Below are 22,267 nucleotides of genomic sequence, written 5' to 3' on the forward strand. Positions count from 1 at the left end.
TAATTGTCAGAATTTTCTATTTTTATACAAAACTATTAAAATTAGTTAGGTTAATTTTAGAAAATAACAACAAGAATTTTAAGGAGGTTCATATGAGTTTATTTCGTAAAAAAACTGTCACAAGTGCAACTTCATCTAGTTCACTTAATAAGGTACTAGGTGCATTTGACCTTACAATGCTAGGTATTGGAGCTATCATAGGAACTGGTATTTTCGTATTAACAGGTGTAGCAGCTGCTGATTATGCTGGACCAGCACTTATTCTTTCATTTATTATTGCAGGTTTAGCCTGTACTTTCGCTGCTTTATGTTACTCTGAATTTGCTTCTATGATTCCCCAAGCAGGAAGTGCTTATACGTATAGTTATGTTGCTTTCGGTGAAGTAGTTGCTTGGATTTTAGGTTGGGATATGGTTCTTGAGTATGGACTAGCATCATCTGCAGTTGCTAGTGGATGGTCAGGCTATTTCCAAAGTTTATTGTCTGGTTTTAATATTCATTTTCCAACTGCATTAACAAGTGCATTTGATCCTAGTAAAGGAACGTATATTGATTTACCAGCAGTACTAATTGTTTTAATTGTTACATTCATTCTTACAAGAGGTGTTAAAGAATCAGCTAAACTTAACACTGTAATGGTATTTATCAAATTAGCTGTAGTATTACTTTTCATCGTAATTGGCGTTTGGTATGTTGAGCCTACAAACTGGACACCATTTATGCCAATGGGCTTTGGCGGCGTAACAGCTGGTGCTGCTGTTGTAGTATTTGCTTACTTTGGATTTGATGCAGTATCAACTGCTGCTGAGGAAGTTAAAAATCCTCAACGTAACTTACCAATCGGTATTATCTCAGCATTAGCAGTATGTACGATTCTTTACATTGTTGTTTCATTAATTCTTACTGGTATCGTTCCATACGCTCAATTAGGCGTTAAAGATCCTGTAGCATTTGCTTTAAGCTTCATTCATCAAGATTGGGCAGCTGGATTCATTTCTCTTGGCGCAATCATCGGTATTACAACAGTATTAATGGTAATGATGTTTGGACAAACTCGTCTATTCTATGCAATTAGTAGAGATGGCTTACTTCCAAACAAAATGTCTAAAGTTAACAAGAAAACTCAAGTGCCTGTAGTAAGTACTTGGATCACTGGTGGATTAGTTGCAGCATTCGCTGGATTCATTCCATTAAATAAATTAGCAGAATTAACAAATATTGGTACACTATTCGCATTCTCAGCTGTATCACTTGGAATTCTAGTATTAAGAAAAACTCAACCAGATTTAAAACGTGGCTTTAGAACTCCTTGGGTACCAGTTATCCCAGTTCTAGCAATCGTATTCTGTGTATATTTAATGCTTCAACTTTCAGCATTTACTTGGAAAGGTTTCGTAATTTGGTTAATCATTGGTTTAATCATCTACGCTGCTTACGGATACAGAAATAGCCGTTTAAATCCTGAAAACAAAGTTAATGATTCGGATCACTCAGCTTAATTAAAAAATATCCCATTATAGATAACTATAATGGGATATTTTTTTGTATGATAAGGTATAGTATCTTAATAGTTGAATTTATTTTGAAAATGGAAGTATGATAATCATATTTTAGGAGTGATTTGAAATGAGCTATTTTATTGGAGTATTAGTGATTTCAATCAGTATTTTAATGATTTACCAAATGACAAAAAAGAATGTATCTTCCTCAAATCAATTCGGAGTTTATGATCATACTAATTCTGGCAAAATCCCTGAGCATATTGATCAAATACCAATCTTAGAAACAAAACATGACATACCATACGAAAAGAAACACCTCAATCTACAAATAACTTTGAATCAACGTGAAGGTTTGGATAACAGGAGTTGATGAAATGTTCCCTTTAAAAAATTACTATGAATCTTTTATTAAAAATGACATCATAGGACTGAAAAGAGAAGTTGCATTAAAACGCTTGAGTAATTTACTTGCATGTCAAAAGATTAGCAAGGATACAGTTGATGTTGTACATATCCGTTATTTTACTTGTACTGAAACACTTCAACCTACTGATACCTATTTGGGTACAATCGCGGTTAAATTCGCTAATGGATATGTTGTAGACTCAGCAATCTCTACACCTAAGGAAACAAATAATGAAATACCATTTATATAACATTCTCATTTACAAAACGAAAATGTTTTTTTAGCAACATTTCTTATTTCTTATTGGGTTAAAGCCTATTTAGGTATAGACTAGTTCCAAAGTTATCAAAAAAACATACGATACATTATCCACCTCTCCTAATTGTAATATTGCTACATTCCCCTTACAGGGAAGTTTTTCGAAAGCCCCACAAATTTAGAATGAAGGAGGTATAATGTATGAGTGATGGATTTAGACATCATAACAGCTTTGCATTGATAGTTGTATTATTCATCCTATTGATCATTGTAGGAGCAGCTTGTTTCGCAGGTGATCATTTTGGAGGCGGCTATGGAGCTTGGTAATAACTAAAAACTATAAAACCTCTTGAATATATTCAAGAGGTTTTTTGATTAACAGTTTATTTATTATAAATTTAAGTGTTCAATACATGTGGTTGTTGATAATTTCGTTTTTCAGCAATCTTTTGTCTTTTAACTTGAATATATTTCTCAAATCCTAAGTAACGATCTAAACTTAATACATAGCTACGGTTTAAAGAAAGTAAAATTGCAAATGCACTGGTATAAAGTGTAAGACTGATTAAGTTCATATTACCTGATAGAATAAAATTAATATGCATGAAAAGACAAATTAGAATTGAAGGAAGGATCATTAGACCTACTATCAATAAAATACCGATTGTAATTTGCACTACAGGAATCGTGTAATTAAAAAACATATAATGCTTTAAAGCAAAGTGTTGAATGAAATACTTATAAAATTCAGGTACATTGGGCTTTTCAACAGCCATTATTAAATAATTTTTAATAAATACTCCAGGTTCGCTGTACCAATTTTTTTGCGTTATTTTGGTGATTCCAGCAAATAACCATCCTACTCCAAAAAGAATTCGCATCAGTGTGAATAATGCTTGAAATGCCTTTTCTTTTATTAGATGCATCATTTTTTCCATTAATTTTAGTCTCCAATTCTTTTGCCTAGAAGCGTCCCATTGGGCATCCTCTACTGATCATGTTGTTAGTACTTGTAAATTATTTTAGATTATATTAGTCGCCTCAGTTGCCACCTCATTTATTGAAAACGATTATCACTATCGATAAAATATTAACAATAATGATAATCATTGTCAATTAGTTTTTGGATTCTATTTCTCTCTTTCTTTATAAAATCTATTTTTCTTATTTGAGCGACTTAGCCTTACTGTTTTCCGCAAAAAACACTAATTAATTTGAATACAATCATCATCAATGCACAAACTATATGAGGTTTAATAATTAGTGGAGGTTATTGTATGAATAAACAGCGCGCACAAGAAATCGCTTCATCTGCAGTTATGGCTAATGTTACTTATAATGGAGTTCCAATTTATATTCAACACGTCGATAATCAAACAGAAACTGCTAGAATTTATCCGCTTGGTCAACCGGAGAACGAAGAAGAAGTATCATTAAACAGCTTAATAGAGGAGCTTTAATAAAAAAATAAACCTCCAAAATTGGAGGTTTATTTTTCTACTTACCAATACAGACTTTCGATATAGTGGCACTTTTTACATACACGTATTGAATCGTTCTTTTGAAATTCATGTTCGCAAATTTTTTGAATATTGCTTAATTCTTTTTTCAGTTGATTTACTTCTAATTCTAGCTCTTTTAATTGCTTTGCTATTTGGATCACCCGGTTCATACAAGGCTCCTCCATTCAATCATTGGTATATTTCTCCACCATTTTTTCTGAATTGATCAGCCTTTTCTTTGAGACCCTCATCAATCGTTAATTCAAATTCTTTTTCATTTACTATATCCCTAATATCTTGTGAAATTCTCATACTACAAAACTTTGGACCACACATAGAACAGAAATGGGCTGTTTTTGCACCCTCAGCAGGTAATGTCTCATCGTGGTATTCCATTGCTCTTTCTGGATCCAATGATAGGTTAAATTGATCTCTCCATCTAAATTCAAATCTGGCTTTAGATAACGCATCATCTCTTTTTTGAGCACCTGGATGGCCCTTCGCTAGATCCGCGGCATGCGCAGCAATTTTGTACGTAATAACACCTACTCTTACGTCTTCTTTATTCGGCAATCCAAGATGCTCCTTTGGTGTTACATAACATAGCATTGCTGTACCAAACCAACCAATCATGGCTGCACCAATTGCAGAAGTAATATGATCATAACCTGGTGCTATATCAGTTGTTAGTGGTCCAAGAGTGTAAAAAGGTGCTTCATTACAGATTTCTAATTGTTTATCCATATTTTCTTTAATTAAATGCATTGGAACATGACCTGGTCCTTCAATCATTACTTGGACATCATGCTTCCATGCTATTTTCGTCAGTTCCCCAAGTGTCTCTAATTCAGCAAACTGAGCTTCATCATTTGCATCAGCAATGGAGCCAGGTCTTAGCCCATCACCAAGTGAAAATGTCACATCATATCGTTTCATAATGTCGCAAATTTCTTCAAAATGAGTATATAAAAAATTTTCTTTATGATGTGCAAGACACCACTGAGCCATAATCGATCCACCTCTAGAAACAATACCTGTAACACGTTTAGCAGTTAATGGTATATAGCGTAAAAGTACACCTGCATGAATTGTAAAATAGTCGACACCTTGCTCCGCTTGTTCAATTAATGTATCTCTGAATACCTCCCATGATAAGTCTTCAGCGATTCCATTAACTTTTTCCAGTGCCTGATAAATAGGTACTGTTCCAACCGGTACTGGTGAATTTCTAATAATCCATTCACGAGTTGTGTGAATATTTTTTCCGGTAGAAAGATCCATCATTGTATCTGCTCCCCAGCGTGTTGCCCAAGTCATTTTTTCAACTTCTTCTTCAATAGATGAAGTAACAGCTGAGTTACCAATATTGGCATTAATTTTCACATGAAAGTTACGTCCAATTATCATTGGCTCGCTCTCTGGATGATTTATATTTGAAGGAATGACTGCTCTTCCTCTCGCTACTTCGGACCTGACAAACTCAGGAGAAACATGTTCCCTAATTGCAATAAATTCCATTTCCGGTGTGATCAATCCTTGTCGTGCGTAATGCAACTGTGTAATATTTGCACCATCTTTTGCTCGTAATGGTTTTCTATCTAGTCCCTTGAAGACCTCTATATTTTTCTGTACAATATCACTTTTAAAACCATTATCCTCAGGCTTTACCTCACGTCCTTCATACTCGATTACATCTTCACGTTCGATAATCCATTTTCCTCTTATCGACTTAAGACCTTTTCGAATATCAACTGTTTCGCTTTCATCAGTATAAGGACCGCTTGTATCGTAGACACGAACAGGAGCGTTTTCCTCTTCCCCAAATGATCCAGTTGTTGGACTTAATTTGATTTCACGCATTGGAACCAACAAGTCCGGTCTTGATCCTTCGACATATACTTTTTTACTTCCCGAAAAACTAGACATGATAGAAAAATTCATTTCATTTACAGAATTGTTCATTATGATTTCCCCTTTTTAATGTGATTAAAAAGAACAAAATCCAATCCACAATAAGCATGAAAAAAAGCCGTATCTTATCTTGATAAGACCCGGCTATTGGTTAGTTTGACTACAATAATGCTAAATTGACACTACTGTAATAAACGCTAACTTCCCCACGCTGGTATGAACCAGATCAGGTCCTGAGGGTTAAGAAACTTAAAACGCGTTTCTCTCTCAGCCCAACTTATTGGACACCCCTAGTCAAACTATTCATTTGTACAGACTTAATATAAACCTAAGCTTCAATCTTGTAAATCATTTTATTCCCCTAAAATTTTACAATATTGTATGAAAATGCATATATACCCTTGGAAACATTCACTATTTTCGATTTAAAAAATTATTTTTTTCGCTAACTTTCAGTGTCTATTTTGATAACTTTTGAAATACCATTTACAAACTATCATTTTTTTAATCTTGAATTATTTTATTTTTATGCTATGCTAAACTTAATTTTCATAGTGTATTCATCACTAGGGGATCCCTTGATAAGGGCTGAGAATAAAGTAGTTACTTTTAAACCCTCATAACCTGAACAGGCTCGTACCTGCGTAGGAAAGTGGCGCAATGTCTTTTTATGCGTTTATTTGTGTAACTTACAAACCACTTTCCATTTTTGGGAAGTGGTTTTTCTTATTTAAAAATACATACACCCTAATTTTTCAAAAAGGAGGAGCAAATTTGAAGCTAATTGCAGTGACGAATAATATGTATTCAATACATGAACTTGCAACAATGATTATTCAAATACATGATGTTGTTGATTTTGTTTATATACGAGAAAAATCGAAAAGCAGTTTAGAACTACTTATGCTTTTAAACCTTTTAAGCGATAACGGAGTACCTATGAACAAGATCATCATGAATGACAGATTAGACGTAGCATTACTAACAAATCTATTCAACATTCATTTGCCAACTCACGGACTTCCAGTCAAGTTAGTAAAAGAACATTATCCAACAATGAATGTCGGTCGCTCAGTCCATTCAGTAGCTGAAGCAATACAAGCTGAAAAAGATCACGCCAATTATGTCATTTATGGACATTGCTTTGAGACAAATTGCAAAAAAGGTTTAAGTCCAAATGGAATTGATCCGTTAATTGAGATAAAAAATGTTCTTACAATTCCAGTTTACGCAATTGGTGGAATAGCTCCTGATCATCTTCCAATATTAAAAGAATGTCAGATTGATGGAATTGCAGTCATGTCGGGTATTTTTTCTTCTGAAAATCCGCGCGATTCTGCTCTAAAATATGTGGAGAGGTGCATTAGTATTCTATGAAACAACATTTTGAAGTAATTGTAATTGGTGGTGGAATCATTGGATGCTCAATCGGATATTACTTGGCAAAGGAAAAAATAGACGTTGCCGTTCTCGAAGCACAAACAATAGGTTCTAAATCTACTAGCGCTGCAGCAGGTATGCTGGGAGCTCATTCTGAGTGTAATGATACAGAGATTTTTTTGCCTTTTGCAAGAAGTAGTCAATTATCTTATTTTCAACTGAAAGAGGACCTAAAAAAACTAAGTCACATCGACATTGAGTTGAAAACTGGTGGGATTTTCAAACTAGCTTATAATAATGCAGAAAAAATGCAATTAGCTTCCCTTCTTTCACAACCAACGGTCATTTGGTATGAACCAAATGAAATTCAAAGAAAAATACCTAATATCACAACAAATATAATTGGAGCAGCATATATAGAAGATGATGTAAACGTCCTACCTACTTCTGTCTGTAATGCTTTTTGTAAAAGTGCACAAGTACTCGGAGCTACAATACACGAGAATACTAGTGTTATAGAGATTCGAAAAAATGAAAGTACATTTACCATTCAATCTACAAATGGTCAGTTTACAGCTAAAAATATCGTAATTGCAAACGGGGTTTGGAGCACATCTTTTTTTGAACAACTCGGATTAAGTAATCGTCTTACCCCGGTTAAGGGGGAGTGTCTTTCGGTAACAAGTGAACACATGACGCTGGAGCATACAATTTTCCATGATCATAACTACATTGTTCCTAGAAACAATGGAAAGCTTGTGATTGGTGCAACTATGATTCAAAACGATTGGGATGAAAAACCAAACTTACAAGGTATTGAATCATTAATTAATACTGCCAAAAAGATGCTACCTGATATTAGCAAAATGAACATTGAATCTTTTTGGGGAGGTTTACGACCACAAACATTTGATCAAAAACCATATATCGGAAAACACCCAGATGACGACAATATATTTTTTGCTACTGGACACTTTAGAAATGGCATTCTTCTTGCCCCTGCTACAGGCAAAATGATTCGTGATTTTATTCTTAAACGAAAAGTCAGACCTGAGTGGGTAGAAGCGTTTAAAGTGAATCGATAATTTTAAAGAGAGGTGTATGAATATTGCTCATCCAATTAAATGGTAAAAGTATTCAGCTAGCTGAAGGTATCTGCACAGTAGAAGATTTACTTCATTCTTATCAATTAGCGAATCGAATCGTTGTAGTAGAAGTGAATAAAGAAATATTGTATCGAGAACTGTACGGTACTACAGTTCTTTCAAACGGAGATATTGTAGAATTAATACATTTTGTAGGTGGAGGTTAATGATGTTAACAATTGGAAAACATTCATTTCATTCAAGATTGTTTCTAGGTACAGGTAAATACCCTTCCTTTGATATTCAAAAAAGAGCTGTTGAGGTTTCAGAGACAGAAGTTTTAACGTTTGCTGTAAGAAGAATGAATATTTTTGAGGAATCTCAACCAAACTTTCTTGAACAATTAGATTTAACAAAATATAAATTGCTTCCAAATACCGCTGGCGCTAAAACAGCTGAAGAAGCAGTAAGAATAGCGAAACTAGCGAAAGCTTCAGGACTATGTGACATGATTAAGGTTGAAGTAATTGGTTGTGACAAGTCGCTTTTACCGGATCCAGTTGAAACGTTAAAAGCCTCAGAAATGTTACTTGCAGAAGGATTTACTGTATTACCCTACACTTCAGATGACGTCGTTTTGGCAAGAAGACTTGAAGAACTAGGAGTCCATGCAATCATGCCTGGTGCATCGCCTATTGGATCTGGAAAAGGTATTTTAAATCCTTTACATTTAAAATTTATTATCGAACAATCGTCAGTTCCTGTTATTATTGACGCTGGAATTGGTTCTCCGAAAGATGCAGCGTATGCTATGGAGTTAGGTGCGGATGGTGTGTTACTGAATACTGCTGTTTCCGATGCTACAGATCCTGTGAAGATGGCTATTGCTATGAAAATGGCTATTGAAGCAGGTAAACTCGGCTTTGAAGCAGGAAGAATAAGTGAAAAAAATTATGGAGTGGCAAGTAGTCCAATTACAGGGTTGGTGAGTTCTTGATTGACCGATATTTGAAGCAAGCATTATTTTTAGGAAATGACGGACAGAAAAAATTACAACAGGCAAGTGTACTAGTAATTGGAGCAGGAGCACTCGGCTCATCAATAGCGGAAATGCTAGTACGTGCAGGCATTGGAGAATTGACGATTGTTGATCGCGATTATGTTGAATGGAGTAATTTGCAAAGACAGCAATTATATTCAGAAGATGATGCAAACAATAAGTTACCGAAAGCAATTGCAGCAAAAAATAGATTATCATCATTAAATAGCAGCATAAAAATTAACAGCTTTATAACCGACATCAATGCTAAAAATATTGAGAAGTATGTTAAGGGGCAAACTGTTTTAATTGATGCAACTGATAATTTTGAAACAAGAATGGTTGTAAATGATGCAGCTATAAAATTTGATACTCCATTTATTTTTGGCGCATGCGTCGCTAGCTATGGTATCACTTTTCCAATTATTCCTGGAAAAACACCATGTTTAAACTGTTTATTAGAACATATACCAACCTTACATGATACTTGTGATACGATCGGTGTCATTAATCCAATTGTTCAGATTATCACTGCTTTTCAAGTTACTTCTGCTTTAAAGCTCATCACAGGTTCAGAAGTATTACCTCTATTACAATCTTATGATGTATGGAAAAATGAAAAGGCCGACATAAACATCGAAAAGTTAAAAAATAAGAATTGTCCTACATGCGGTGATTTACCTATTTTTCCATTTTTAAAAAGCGAAACAGAGGTGAAAACAGATATATTATGTGGAAGGGATGCAATACAGTTAAGAAATATGTCTCCTCTCTCACTTTCTCTTGAAGAATTATCAAAGAGATTAATGAAATATGTGAAGGACTTAATTGTGAATCCATATTTACTTTCATGTACGTTAGAGAATTATAGACTCGTATTATTTAAAGATGGCAGAGCGATTATTCATGGGACAAATCAACCTAACGAAGCAATGACCATTTATAACAAAATCATAAACCATCGGTGAAGATAACAGAAAACAATTTTATTAATTTTATTTTCATTCAATTGACCCTATTAGATGATTTTTCATTGCTATATAATATAAGAAACAGAAAATCAGTAGATATGATCAAATGAAAATCTCAATCCAAGTATATTTCTTTGACAGCTCGGTTTCTGTAATTTACTCCTCATAAAGGAAATGTAAAGGAGAAGTATCCTTGTTGAAGAAACTATTTCTTGTGATTAATTTTATGATTCCACTATTGGTAACCCAATGTACTCCTGTTTCTAGTCAAGCACATAATCCTTTATTGGATGTTAATAGCTATAAAATATACTATGGCAGCATTAATGATTCCACTATTGATAAACTTGGTAGTTACGATATGGTCGTAATTGACTCTCACGAAATAACGAAAGATCAAGTTTCTGCTCTTAAAGCAAAAGGAACAATTGTACTCGGTTATATTAGTATTATGGAGGTACAATTGTGGGATGCAGAGTTTATGAAAAATGTGAGTGAAAGTGATTATCTAAAAGTAAATGGAAAAAAAGTGTATATAAAAGAATGGGACACTTATTTAATGGATCTATCAAATAAACATTATCAACAGTTACTCATTAATGAAATAAATGCTGAACTCATTCAAAAAGATTTTGATGGTACCCTCTTAGATACTGTTGGGGATATCGATGACTATTTTAGTAAAAATGAGAAAATTGCTAAACCACTCCGAAAAGGTTACTTAAGACTCTTACAAATTATTAATAATAAATATAAAAACTTGTTATTATTACAAAACTGGGGATTTAATACATTAGATACAACTTCAAAAGATTACGTTGATGCAATTATGTGGGAAGATTTTAATCAGAAAAAATTATCTTCAAGCAAATGGGCTCAAAATTGGATCAGTTACTTTCAAACAATGAAAAAGAAAAAGAATAAGGCTGTTTTCACTGTTACACCTGAAAGTAATAGTTCAAGCTACAGTAAAAAACTAGGGTTTATCCCTTATCAAAATAAAAATAGTATTTATGATAAATAAAAAAAGAGACAGTCCTTTTCAAACAAGAAGTAGTTTGGATAGCCTGTCTCTATTTTTATTCTATTATGAGGCGTAATCTCCACTATATTGCACAAGTGAAACGTCTTTAACACCTTCAATACTTGAAATTTTATGAACAAATGCCGTATTATCTACTTTTAGTTTTATTTTCACCGTTAATTCAGTCACATTATTTCGTACCACTTTTGATTTTAACTCATAATTTAATCTGACTAAATGTGACTTTACTTGGTCATTCACTTCTTCATCATAATGAATGATTAATAGATAAGTAGTTTCCTTCCACTTGTTTTTAGAAAGGAATAACACAGCTAGAGCAACAAAAATAGAGCCGATCATTGCAACTGGATATATGCCAGCTCCAATCGCAATACCTGATGCAATTGCCCAAAATAAAAATACAATATCTAAAGGATCCTTAATTGCTGTACGAAAACGTACAATACTTAGGGCACCGACCATCCCTAAAGATAAAACAACATTCGTGCTAATTGTCATAATGACAAGTGACGTAATCATTGTCATTAAAACTAATGTGACATTAAAATTGTGACTATAAACAACACTTCGAAATGATTTCTTATACACATAATAGATAAATAAACCGACTAGAAAAGATGAGAAAGTACCAAAGAAGATCTCAAGAATCGTTACACTATTAAATGAATCCATATTTAAGAAACTTTTTTTAATTACGTCATTAAAATTAATTGGATCACTCATTCAATTTTATTTCCTCTCTAATTATTGCTTATAAAAATATTTATTAGACTCTCTACAAATGACATATTTTGATATCGCTGAACGATGATGACTATCAAGCTGAAGAATATCACGTATATAGTCTGGTAAATAAGAATTAAATTTCACTTCCATAATCATCATTGGAAATGTAAGGGTTTCGGTTATTACCATATTTTCGTCAAATAGATCGATAGAATTTAGTCCTGCACTTAAACATTTATCAAATGTAATACGAACATCCTCAATATCACCTATATATGCTTCTCTTATATAATCAACAATAATTTTAGGTGACATATGTTCACTACGTAAAAATAAATAATAATCTCTCGCTAATGGGTCTTCCTTTTCAAGTAAAAAATCATAATCCCATGAAAGAATTTTTTCATACTCATCCTTTGTGATTGTTAATGATTCCTTATTGATCATTTCGCCATAACGATTTTTCTTTTCAAGTTTAATGACACGATCACTCTTATTATAGATTCGAATTCTAAATTTCTTTCGTTTAAAAATGCCAAAACTTTTCTCATAAAGATCATTATCAAGCGCATTATCGAAATATAGACTTCGAATATGGTAACCATTTTCATCAACCGAGAAACTGTCTTTTTTCAGGATGAATTTTAATTTTTCACGTAATATTTCATATTCACTTAAATTTATATAAAACTTTAGTTCATGACGTAATTTTTTCATTATTTATGTCCTTTAAATTTATGGCTATTTCATAGTCTTTATATATATCTTACAAAAAAAGGGTTGCTTCCACTCCAGGATGCTCACTTTCCATTGAGGCTGGCTGTGAGCCTCCTTGTTTCATTCGCGCCTGTGGGGTCTCATCTAACTACAAAATTCTTAACCCCAAAATATTTCGTGCCTTCTGCATCTTCGTAAATATCAAAAGCTAATCTTTTATGTCCTTTTGTATCACTCGCAATCACTCGCCAGTAATAACTTCCTTTAGCTAATTTATTTATTGATATTGTTGTATTCGTTAAACCTTTTTTCTGAACAACCATATTTGAAAAAGAAGGATCCTTACTTATTTGAAATGTATAAGAAAGATCGTCACCTTGGATATCATATGATGCATCCCATTCAAACTCATAACTATTCTCCTTCTCAATTTCATTTAAGAAGAAGGGCATTGGAAACTCTATATTTTGATAATAAATCTTTTTATTCTCGTCTGACTCATCTAAAAAATCGTAAAAAGCTTTTTCATAATCGGATACTTTAATATCTAAATGATCCTTATCCGGAGATTTTTTTACAAATTTACTAACTACAGGATAATATTCATCTAAGAATTTTTTCGTTTGTTTCTTAGTGATAATCTTTGATAATTCTTCTATTTTTTGTGACAAAGCTTCAACATTTTTAGGATCCCTAAAATATCGTTTATGAAGTACAGCTCCCCAATAATTAGATAATCCGTTCTGCCAATCTGGAAGTACTTCTTTTGTTTCAACTTTTAAAGAAGTGCTCCACCCGCCATCATAATCCCATGGAAGAAAGTACCATTTATTTGAATTTACAGGACTATATAAGTAAAAGTTTTGAGTAATAACATCCTTATTCCCCATCAAAATACTTGTTGCAATCCATGTTAAATAATTATCTTTATTAAAATGTTTATTAACTACATCATTTATATTTTGTGAATAATCATTAACATCATCTAACATTTTCAGAAGTTTTTCGTGATCTTTACTACCCTTGATTTCAAGAATTTTTTCAAATTCACTTTTCTTAAAAGAAGGATTTGTTTCTAGTTTCAGTTGATTAGGATATCGATAAAATTCAAAATTAGTAGCTTTATATAAATTACCATTTGAATCAAGACCATGCGAAGCCAAAAATCTTTCATTAGCTTGTTCAATATGAGTATATAATCCATAATCTACAAATTTTCCTTTTGAATTTTTATCAGTTAAATCTCTTACATATAAATGAACAAATTGTGTACGCAAGCTTGTCAAATGTGGAATTAGTGTAAAATAATCAAATGATAACTTATTTCGTATTCTTGTAGCATCGTAGGGATGTTTATTTAGATTAAGCGTTTTTTGACCTTTCCAAAGACCCGCACTGTCATAAAAATTAATTTTAAAAGATTTTTGTGCTGCAACTCTAGTAGATTTACCTCTCAATTCAATAGAAGCATTTGGATTTATTTCATTAGAACCTAAGGCACCCTTTTTAATTCCTTTTTCTGTTCCCTCTTGAATAATAATATCAAGTTTAGGGGCATCTGTAGTGCTATCATGTATACTGTACCATTTATCCAATTCATAAAATGATGTAGCATTATCCTCTGCTATCGTTACATAAAAAGTATCTATTGAATCTCTTTTTTCCATCTCATATAATCTTGAATCATCGTTTAGTTCATCCGATGCCTCATTTGTTGTTTCTATTTTTGTAACTTTCGTTTGATCCATTACATCAACTTTTTTTGATTCCTTTGAACAACCCGTAGCAACGATCATGCTGATTGCCATCATAAAAGAAATGATTCTTTTACTCATCTTCATTCCTCCAACATAATAAAAGAGGATGTCTAAAAGAGCATACTTAATTTTGCTTTAGCAAAACCTCTCTATTTGAATAGTAACTAGTGATGTTTTTTACAATTTATTAACTTTAATTTCCTTACTTCTCTTTCGGTATCAGTGGTTGTGAACAAAACGTATAATAATCAATATTGTTCAAATAATGGGTTAACTTCCATAATCCAAATAACAAGCTAAAAAACGCTGATATGAATACTGGAAATCCAAAATTACCGCCATGTAAAAATAGGACTGATAAAAGCATACTGCCTATTGTATATATTACAGTCGTCCAATTCGCTCCTTTTTGATCATCGTAATATAGTAAAAGTAAAACAATCGTATACATAATGATAAAAAAGAGATAACCAAGAACTAATATGATATAAATTTGAATTTGGTCAAACGTAAAACCTAGTAACGGTAGAAATTTTAATCCTATTGCAATAGAAATAATTGCAACAAGTAATTGTATTTCTGCGATAAAAGTAAGCTCTAGTGAGAGAATTTTAAACATATCTTTTTTTGCTAATAAAATATCCTTTAGTGGGAAAGAGTTTAATATACGATTATAGTAAGTTTTATATGCTGAATAGAAGTTTGTTTCAACCGAAACAACAAATAATACCATTGCTGGTAGGACACTTAAGTAGGCAAAAAAGACAGGTACATCATAGTATGGTGCAATAACAAATGTATCAGCAACTGTATACTTAAGATCACTTTGCCAAACAACAAGATTATGACCATATAGACCTAATGTATATAAAAAACCACAAAAAAATAGCACTGGATACTTCTTCAAGTAAGGAATGAAATCAAAGTATTTATAATTATTTACTTTAAAGAATTCTCGTATATATTGTGTGAACTTTACAATCATAAAAAAGAATCCCATATCTAGACATATCACCATTGCTGTTGCACTCTTTAATTTAAAAATAGTGATACAAATTACGATTGCAATGCCTGAAATAAATACCCCAATGAAAAAACTTTTTACTATTTTCATATAATCCTTTAATGCCGAAACATACATACATTGAATCCATATAATGATCAATTCCATAAAAAAGATATATGATACAAATTTAAATGTCAGATTTAATGGTGAGAAACTAAAAAATACAAATGCAATAACCCCTCCGATTGAAATACAAATACTCATTACACCATACATTGAAGCCAAAATATTTTTATACTGATTCAAAAAAATCTGATCTGCAACATATCTGGAGACAATAAGATTAAAACCACCAGTAATGATTTGAGAGAAAATTAACGCATATTCTGTTGATGCTAAAAATAATTCCCTCTCAGAATGTGGCGTATCAACAGAAAGAAGCAACTGCTGCGCACCAGTCATTAATAATATACATAATGCTAGTGGACCAACTGTAACAATCGTTGAATAACCATATGCACGTATATTTGTTAATAATCCTCTGCCATTAAACATTTTTTTTAGTTGAAAACCTATACCGGCCATTTGCTATTCACCATATCTTTATATAATTGTTGATAACTTTCTATTAGCAGTGATTCGGTAAAAATGCTGGCAACTCGTTTTTTACCTACATTCCCCATATTCACTCTTCGCTTTTCATCTCTACATAGTTGAATGATCGCTCTCGACATCTCAACATAACGCATAATAGGTACGACGATTCCAGCTTCTCCAAAATCATCACTTTCACCTAACAACATTCCTCTACAATTCCCAACATCTGTTGAAACGAATGGCTTTCCGCATGCCATCCCTTCTAATAAAACTAATGGTTGGCCTTCACTTATACTAGATAATACAAACACATCCATCTTATGAATATAATCTTTTACATTTACCTCACCTGTAAAAATAACATCATCTTGAATTTGTAAGTTTTCTACCATCTGAAGACATTCTTCAAAATACTCTTTATCTTCTTCTGTTGGCCCCATAATATAAAACTTAACGTTTTCTAACTCTTGTTTAACAAGTGAAAAGCTTTGCAACATTGTTTTTATATCCTTAATCGGTACGACTCGAACAATAGCACCTATATTAAACACTTCTGATGAACTTCTTTTTCTAGTTGGTAACAAACTAAAATCCTCGGTGGTCACTCCGTTAGGTATAATCGATATTTTCTGGCTTGGACAACCAAGCTCTACTTGAATTTCTTTGTTCTTCTGAAACAGTGTTACAACCTGATCAGAAAAATGGTATGCACAAGTAGACATATTATAGAAATACTGAATCCATAAATCTTTAAAGTAACCTTTAACCCAAGAAGCCTTAATGATTTCTTCTTCTCGTTCACGAGTATAGATTCCATGTTCGGTTAACAAAAATGGTTTTTTGTATAAAAATTTACCTAAACTTCCAATTATTCCAGCATATCCAGTTGAGACGCTGTGATATAGATCTGCCTCAGGCAGAGGGTTTTGAATACATAGAAAAAGCGGCAATACCATTGAACGTAATGACCAAAACATATCTGTAAAAGGTACTTGATCATATTTTTCTAAACAAATCTCATGAACAATTTCAAAAAAAACTTTGCTCATTAAAAAGTTTACAGCTGAATCAATTCTACCACTCGAGAACATTGACAGAATCGTTTCCCAGTCAGGATCATTTCCATCTAATAATGACTTTATTGCTTTTTTCTCTTCTATACTTAATGAATAATTAGGACGCTTTTTACTTTCTTCATAATTAAATTCGTCTAAAAAGGTCTCATGAATTTGTACAACATTAGATGGCACTTGATATTTGAATTTTCCTTTTGATTTTTTTTCAGCACCAATCGTATAAATAATGAATTCATGGTCATGATTTTTCTTAATCAATGTTTGAATCCAACTAGAAACTCCCCCAGTTATATAGGGATAAGACCCCTCTGCAATAATACAAATCTTCATATTAATCAACCAGTCCGATCTCAATAGTGGCTTTTTGTGCCTCCACAAAGTAAACATCGTCATCCACTTTATGAACAGTACAGTTTTTTAATTTTCCTATTTTATGTTTCGAACGTAAAATAAAACTCATTTTATTAGAAAAGCGATCAATCGAGACTACTATTCGATTTTTTTCTTCTTTTATATAAACCTCAGAATCTAAATAATTAGAAAGCTTCGTACTGGCATCTCTTGCAGTTTTACTTTCAAGCCATGGGTAGTTTTTATTTACATCACTTAATATGTGATCATATTCCTTCTCTAATTTGATCCAGTTTTTCCCACCTGATCGTTCGATGTCTAAAATATCATCTGGATGAATAAAATGATTAAATACGCCGATTGAAGTGATCGCATTTACTATCGCCCACTTCTTTTGTTTTGTATATTCATATCCAGATGTGATCCTTGGAAGATAAATATATCTATCATTTTTTTCAAACTCTGTCACAGTAGTGTATTGACTATCATCAGCCAAATATAAAGAAGCCAATACATTAATAGAAGGAATCGCATTTTTAACAGCAGTTTCTCCTACTTGATCAATTCGATTTGAAGGCGGGACATATGTTTTAAAATCATAAGTAGGAAACATTTTCTTAACATAGTTTTCAGTAATATTCAGTGCTGCTTCCATATCCGCTTGAGTTTTCCAAGCATTGTATCCTAAATCTTTAACACTATTAGGATCTAACATTAAAGATTGGTGATTGTAACCATGTATACCTATTTCTCCACCCATTTTTAATAGTTCACGTCCATATTGGACAAATGTATTTCTTTGAACTTCACTGTTTTTAAATGGAGGCGCAACTTTATCTTCATATGTTTGAATAACTACACCTGTATACTTTACGTTATATTTTGCTGCACTCTTTAAAATATCTGGCCACCAAATATCTCGATAAAAACTTAAAATGTCTCTTTGATATTCTTTATATAAATCTTTATTTATCCCTTCTGGAACTGGTGCAGGAAAATCATCGATAAACACCATCTTCATGTCTAGTATTGGATAAATAAAGTCTTCATTTAGCATACTGATTGCACCAGATATTAACCCTCTATTTTCCTTCGTTTCGAGCATTGTCCCATTAAAAACCATAAATTTACCTTTTTTATATGGCATGTCCCAAAGTAGAGGCACATTATCTAAAGACTTTATATAGATGGAACATTTATCATCTAATCCAACCTGCAATGATGAGTTTAGGGAAATCTCGTCTTTTTTCATTTCAAGATTTTTTTGTTTAATTAATACATTTGTTGTTAGGTTCATACCTTCTGGATTAATATAATCGCCTACTTCATATATTCCTAGCTTACGATAAATGTTTTGTAATGAATTATTAATTTCCGGGCGAATGGCAAAAAATACTTTACCTCCCTCAGCTGTATATGACTCCAAGGTATTAAGATTTGATATTTTACTAATTGACTCAAATGTAATAATGACATTTTTATATTGATTGTATGTTGGAGGTAAATTAGAAATTGTCGTTTCCTTTACAGGCTTTTTCATCATAGCCAATGTATAAGAAATATTATCCTTCATCCTTATACTTGACTGATCATCTTCGTTATATATGACTAAGTATTCTTCAACCCCAAAATGATTAATCGTATCTTTAGATAATCTAGAGACTTGGCTTGTTTCATTCGCAAAAAATACAGTGCCTTTAGGTAAGAACTTCAGAATATAATTAGAATTTATCAATACTAATGAGAGTCCAATTATGAAAACAAAAATAATAACCAAATATAATGTATTTCCTATTTTAAATTTATCATCCATTTTTATCACCGTGTAACCAAAATCTTAATTTATTTAATCCTTGTGGAGAAAGTCTTATAGATGAATCTTTAAGTGATTGTAATATCTCTTTAAACTTCAATTGGTCTTTCAATATATAGTAAAGCTTCATAGCCATAAAGAAAGATTCTTCTTCATTTGAACAATTTTGTATAAATATTAGCGTAAATTTCTCAGCAGTTTCTAAATCTCCTAATTGAAGATCACAATTAATCTTTTCAATATAATGTTCTTTCTCATAAGGTTTGATTTCTATTAGTCTCTCAAATATTTGTGAATATCGGTAAAGATACTGTTTCTCTGATCGTTCATCTAAAAAACCTATATTTAAATATTGCTTAATTACTTGTGCAAAAGAAGTTAAAATTGTAAAGTCATTTGGATTTTTCTCAAGTTGAAATTCCATTTGGTGGATTGAATTATGTAGCTTTCCGATTATATCTTGAATTGCGGTTGCAGCATAATGTGATGTCTCTGTATCATCATTTTTTAGTGCAGTTTGTAAAATCTCAATATGACCGAAAGAATCATTCTTCAATATATCCATTAACATCTTTCGTTTTGTTTGATTATTATTTAATAAAAGTGCATCTTTCATTGGGACAATACTTGTCTCTTTTTCAACATCTACCTTTCGTAATATTTCAGATTCCTCATGATCAACCTCGATTAATCCTTCAGGTATTAAATCCTTATCGTTTTCAATATTATGAAACATAAAATATAGAATAATGAATCCAATAAAAGGTCCAAATACTATGATTAATAGTTTAATAACGATGTTTTTACGATCTTTTCGATACTGAAAAAACAAGTAAAAGATTGAAATAATATAATAAATCAATAGCGCTTTAAACATATAAAGTTTCCTCTTGTACATGAGATCGATCAATAAAAGAATGAATACGTCGAATTACACCAGTTGCATTTTCTTGATTCGTATTCGATAGAATTACCCAATAATCATCTACTTCATCAATACCGATATAGTCTGTATCTCTAAGTAAGGAAGATATTCCCTTGACAAGCTGTTCCATATTTTTTTCTTTTTCAATCTTCACTTTAGTGTAAGGAATATTTAATTGCTCAAATGCTTTTTGTTTATTTCCAATTACTTTCTTTAAATACTCTGGCTTCAGAACAACAGTACCATTTATATATCGCTCGTGATGTGTTGCACTTACGTATTCATATGAACGTGTAATTGAAGTAGTAATTAAACTAGTAACAACATGGAATAAGTTTTCATAATAAAGCGTTAAATTTTCAAATTTTACTTCATTAATACAAATAATGGCAACAGCTTGATTATCTTTCCAAACTGGTGCGATTAGCATTGGTAACCCTGATTCTAATCTGCGATTAATAAAAAATTCATTTTGTCTAATTGCTTTTTCATACGGTCCATTTGGAATTACTTCGATAGAAGAAGGAAAATTAGAATTAACTACATTAGATTTAGACACAAGTCTTAAATAACGTTCACCTTGTCCAACTAGATAAATAGCTGCTTCCTTCGTTTTCATTATCTGTTCCAGTACATTAATAACTCCATTAAATACCTCTTCAGGATCTAGACTATCAATCTTTTTAATAATAGAATAAATTTCTCCGACACTATCTTCAGAAAATAAAATTTGATTTTGTAGTTCATCTTTAACTTTTCTTGTTTCTGTATATATCTCGTTTAGTAATTCATACTTTTCCTTAAACAGTTGCAACTCGTCTTTTGCTGTTTCCTCTTTTATATTCTTATTTTCAATGACATATCCAACAAGTAATCCTACAAATAAATAAACTGCAAATTGAATTAACGAATTGTGATCAGTAAATAATGAAACAATTTCTCTACCATTTATCAAGCCTTGCCAACTATATAAAATGACAGATAAGGCACTTGCTAGCATAGCCTGTACTTTCCCAAACATGATACCGATTGTAATTATATATAATAGTAATAAATCGATATGATAGAATACATCACCAATGGAATGTTGTAGAAATGCAATAAAACAAAAAAGTAACCCATTTTCAATGTATGGTAGGAAAGGTTTATCAGTTTGATCAAATAGATTCGGCGTTAACTTTTTCTTTATTTTTGTAGTTTTTTCTTCTTTTAACTGATTTTTTTTCTGAGTTTGGAACCATTTAAATGTATTTTTCAACCCTTCGTCTAAAGTGTATTTAGGTATCCAATCTACTTCCTTTTTTACGATATGATTGTCTAATCTTGAAAATTGTATATCTCCAATTTTTGCATCAGCAAAAACAATATCCTTCACAGTAGCGTACTTTTCAAATTGCTCAACTAATTGATTAACACTCGTTTCTGTGTTGGTAGAAAGATTCATTACGCCAGAAACATCACTTAATACCGCACGAAATATAGCTTCTGCCACATCCTCTACATAAATAAAATCTCTTGTTTGTGTACCATCACCATAAATTGTTAATGATTCATTATTTAAGATTTGGTTCGTAAATATAGAAACGACTCCACCTTCACCTTTAACACCTTGCTTAGGTCCATAAACATTTGAGAATCGGAAACATATTGTGTCTAACTGATACAACTCAGTCCATTTTTGACAATAGTACTCTCCTAGTAGCTTGTTAATTCCGTATGGTGAAACGGGCATACATGTTGATTCCTCATTTAGTGGAATTTCTTCAGAATTATTTCCATATACCGCTGCCGAAGAAGAAAAAACAAATTTTGAGACGCCATACTTTTTTGATAATTGTAATATGTTAATTAGACCTAACAAATTAATTTTCGAATCATTTGCTGGGTTTTCAACTGATTGATTAACATCTACCTGTGCCGCTAAATGAATAACTATATCAAATCTGTTTGTTCGAAAAACCTGTTCACACTGCTCATCTTGGGCGTGAAGCAAATATGATTGGTGACGAAATTGTATATTGCTCCTAATACCCGTAGAAAGATTATCCAGTATATGTACTTCGTGGCCTTCACGATAAAACTTTTCTGCAACGAAGGACCCGATAAACCCGTATCCTCCAGTAATCAATACCCTCATTGGTACCTCCTTACACTTGATGTGATACCTGACCACTAATTTAAAGTTTATTTCATTTTTTTA

At 32.1% G+C, this 22,267-nt stretch carries 21 protein-coding genes, 1 pseudogene and 2 riboswitches; of the genes and pseudogenes, 11 read left to right on the forward strand and 11 right to left on the reverse strand.

Annotated features, from left to right (window positions below; all coding sequences use genetic code 11):
• Nucleotides 1-92 precede the first annotated feature (92 nt).
• The 4 genes and pseudogenes from ACX6U0_RS08310 to ACX6U0_RS08325 form a co-directional block, all read left to right on the forward strand.
• On the forward strand, nucleotides 93-1,499 hold the full coding sequence (locus ACX6U0_RS08310) for an amino acid permease (protein WP_464959482.1): 1,407 nt from the start codon (nucleotides 93-95) through the stop codon (nucleotides 1,497-1,499).
• A 127-nt stretch (nucleotides 1,500-1,626) separates the two neighbouring features.
• Nucleotides 1,627-1,872, forward strand: coding sequence for a hypothetical protein (locus tag ACX6U0_RS08315; protein WP_464959483.1), 246 nt, complete (start codon nucleotides 1,627-1,629; stop codon nucleotides 1,870-1,872).
• A 4-nt stretch (nucleotides 1,873-1,876) separates the two neighbouring features.
• Nucleotides 1,877-2,158: a hypothetical protein gene (locus ACX6U0_RS08320; protein WP_464959484.1), complete on the forward strand. Its 282-nt coding sequence runs from the start codon at nucleotides 1,877-1,879 to the stop codon at nucleotides 2,156-2,158.
• Nucleotides 2,159-2,367: 209 nt separating this feature from the next.
• Nucleotides 2,368-2,448, forward strand: a pseudogene (locus ACX6U0_RS08325) (YjcZ family sporulation protein); the annotation flags it as partial.
• Nucleotides 2,449-2,564: 116 nt separating this feature from the next.
• Here ACX6U0_RS08325 and ACX6U0_RS08330 read toward each other — a convergent pair.
• Nucleotides 2,565-3,104 carry a hypothetical protein gene (locus ACX6U0_RS08330; protein ID WP_464959485.1) on the reverse strand — a complete coding sequence of 180 codons (540 nt, stop codon included), beginning with the start codon at nucleotides 3,102-3,104 and terminating at the stop codon, nucleotides 2,565-2,567.
• Nucleotides 3,105-3,443: 339 nt separating this feature from the next.
• Between ACX6U0_RS08330 and ACX6U0_RS08335 the strand changes: the two genes are divergently transcribed.
• Entirely contained in the window at nucleotides 3,444-3,626 is a 183-nt protein-coding gene (locus ACX6U0_RS08335; RefSeq protein WP_464959486.1) for a small acid-soluble spore protein H, read from the forward strand.
• 41 nt (nucleotides 3,627-3,667) lie between these two features.
• On the opposite strand, the gene ACX6U0_RS08340 is transcribed toward ACX6U0_RS08335, so the two are convergent.
• Both ACX6U0_RS08340 and thiC read right to left on the reverse strand, forming a co-directional pair.
• Nucleotides 3,668-3,838: a hypothetical protein gene (locus ACX6U0_RS08340; RefSeq protein ID WP_464959487.1), complete on the reverse strand. Its 171-nt coding sequence runs from the start codon at nucleotides 3,836-3,838 to the stop codon at nucleotides 3,668-3,670.
• 19 nt (nucleotides 3,839-3,857) lie between these two features.
• The gene (gene thiC / locus ACX6U0_RS08345) at nucleotides 3,858-5,633 is read right to left on the reverse strand and encodes a phosphomethylpyrimidine synthase ThiC (protein ID WP_464959572.1); all 1,776 of its coding nucleotides are present in this window, start codon (nucleotides 5,631-5,633) and stop codon (nucleotides 3,858-3,860) included.
• Nucleotides 5,634-5,765: 132 nt separating this feature from the next.
• Nucleotides 5,766-5,881: riboswitch (TPP riboswitch) on the reverse strand.
• Between the two features lie 256 nt (nucleotides 5,882-6,137).
• Nucleotides 6,138-6,247: riboswitch (TPP riboswitch) on the forward strand.
• 106 nt (nucleotides 6,248-6,353) lie between these two features.
• Between thiC and ACX6U0_RS08350 the strand changes: the two genes are divergently transcribed.
• From ACX6U0_RS08350 to ACX6U0_RS08375, 6 genes are all read left to right on the forward strand, one after another.
• Entirely contained in the window at nucleotides 6,354-6,956 is a 603-nt protein-coding gene (locus ACX6U0_RS08350; protein WP_464959488.1) for a thiamine phosphate synthase, read from the forward strand.
• On the forward strand, nucleotides 6,953-8,044 hold the full coding sequence (gene thiO / locus ACX6U0_RS08355; RefSeq protein ID WP_464959489.1) for a glycine oxidase ThiO: 1,092 nt from the start codon (nucleotides 6,953-6,955) through the stop codon (nucleotides 8,042-8,044). Before ACX6U0_RS08350 ends, thiO begins: the two co-directional genes overlap by 4 nt.
• A gap of 23 nt (nucleotides 8,045-8,067) precedes the next feature.
• Nucleotides 8,068-8,271 carry a sulfur carrier protein ThiS gene (gene thiS, locus ACX6U0_RS08360; RefSeq protein ID WP_464959490.1) on the forward strand — a complete coding sequence of 68 codons (204 nt, stop codon included), beginning with the start codon at nucleotides 8,068-8,070 and terminating at the stop codon, nucleotides 8,269-8,271.
• 2 nt (nucleotides 8,272-8,273) lie between these two features.
• Nucleotides 8,274-9,041 carry a thiazole synthase gene (locus tag ACX6U0_RS08365; RefSeq protein WP_464959491.1) on the forward strand — a complete coding sequence of 256 codons (768 nt, stop codon included), beginning with the start codon at nucleotides 8,274-8,276 and terminating at the stop codon, nucleotides 9,039-9,041.
• Complete coding sequence (locus tag ACX6U0_RS08370) at nucleotides 9,038-10,051, forward strand: ThiF family adenylyltransferase (protein ID WP_464959492.1); 1,014 nt, start codon at nucleotides 9,038-9,040, stop codon at nucleotides 10,049-10,051. Before ACX6U0_RS08365 ends, ACX6U0_RS08370 begins: the two co-directional genes overlap by 4 nt.
• 199 nt (nucleotides 10,052-10,250) lie before the next feature.
• Complete coding sequence (locus tag ACX6U0_RS08375; RefSeq protein ID WP_464959493.1) at nucleotides 10,251-11,078, forward strand: endo alpha-1,4 polygalactosaminidase; 828 nt, start codon at nucleotides 10,251-10,253, stop codon at nucleotides 11,076-11,078.
• A 63-nt stretch (nucleotides 11,079-11,141) separates the two neighbouring features.
• Here the strand turns inward: ACX6U0_RS08375 and ACX6U0_RS08380 are convergent, their stop codons facing one another.
• The 8 genes from ACX6U0_RS08380 to ACX6U0_RS08415 form a co-directional block, all read right to left on the reverse strand.
• Entirely contained in the window at nucleotides 11,142-11,822 is a 681-nt protein-coding gene (locus ACX6U0_RS08380; RefSeq protein ID WP_464959494.1) for a DUF4956 domain-containing protein, read from the reverse strand.
• Nucleotides 11,823-11,843: 21 nt separating this feature from the next.
• Entirely contained in the window at nucleotides 11,844-12,542 is a 699-nt protein-coding gene (locus ACX6U0_RS08385; protein WP_464959495.1) for a polyphosphate polymerase domain-containing protein, read from the reverse strand.
• 140 nt (nucleotides 12,543-12,682) lie between these two features.
• Nucleotides 12,683-14,377, reverse strand: coding sequence for a CotH kinase family protein (locus ACX6U0_RS08390; RefSeq protein WP_464959496.1), 1,695 nt, complete (start codon nucleotides 14,375-14,377; stop codon nucleotides 12,683-12,685).
• A 124-nt stretch (nucleotides 14,378-14,501) separates the two neighbouring features.
• Nucleotides 14,502-15,890, reverse strand: a complete 1,389-nt coding sequence (gene pelG, locus ACX6U0_RS08395) for an exopolysaccharide Pel transporter PelG (RefSeq protein ID WP_464959497.1) — start codon at nucleotides 15,888-15,890, stop codon at nucleotides 14,502-14,504.
• Entirely contained in the window at nucleotides 15,878-17,308 is a 1,431-nt protein-coding gene (gene pelF, locus ACX6U0_RS08400; protein WP_464959498.1) for a GT4 family glycosyltransferase PelF, read from the reverse strand. The genes pelG and pelF overlap by 13 nt, the downstream gene beginning before the upstream one ends.
• 1 nt (nucleotide 17,309) lies before the next feature.
• Nucleotides 17,310-19,142, reverse strand: a complete 1,833-nt coding sequence (locus ACX6U0_RS08405) for a DUF2194 domain-containing protein (protein ID WP_464959499.1) — start codon at nucleotides 19,140-19,142, stop codon at nucleotides 17,310-17,312.
• On the reverse strand, nucleotides 19,135-20,019 hold the full coding sequence (locus ACX6U0_RS08410; protein ID WP_464959500.1) for a hypothetical protein: 885 nt from the start codon (nucleotides 20,017-20,019) through the stop codon (nucleotides 19,135-19,137). The genes ACX6U0_RS08405 and ACX6U0_RS08410 overlap by 8 nt, the downstream gene beginning before the upstream one ends.
• Complete coding sequence (locus ACX6U0_RS08415; protein WP_464959501.1) at nucleotides 20,012-22,204, reverse strand: NAD-dependent epimerase/dehydratase family protein; 2,193 nt, start codon at nucleotides 22,202-22,204, stop codon at nucleotides 20,012-20,014. Before ACX6U0_RS08415 ends, ACX6U0_RS08410 begins: the two co-directional genes overlap by 8 nt.
• Nucleotides 22,205-22,267: the final 63 nt, after the last annotated feature.

Source organism: Gottfriedia sp. ABJ_BB2_2 (assembly GCF_055484705.1).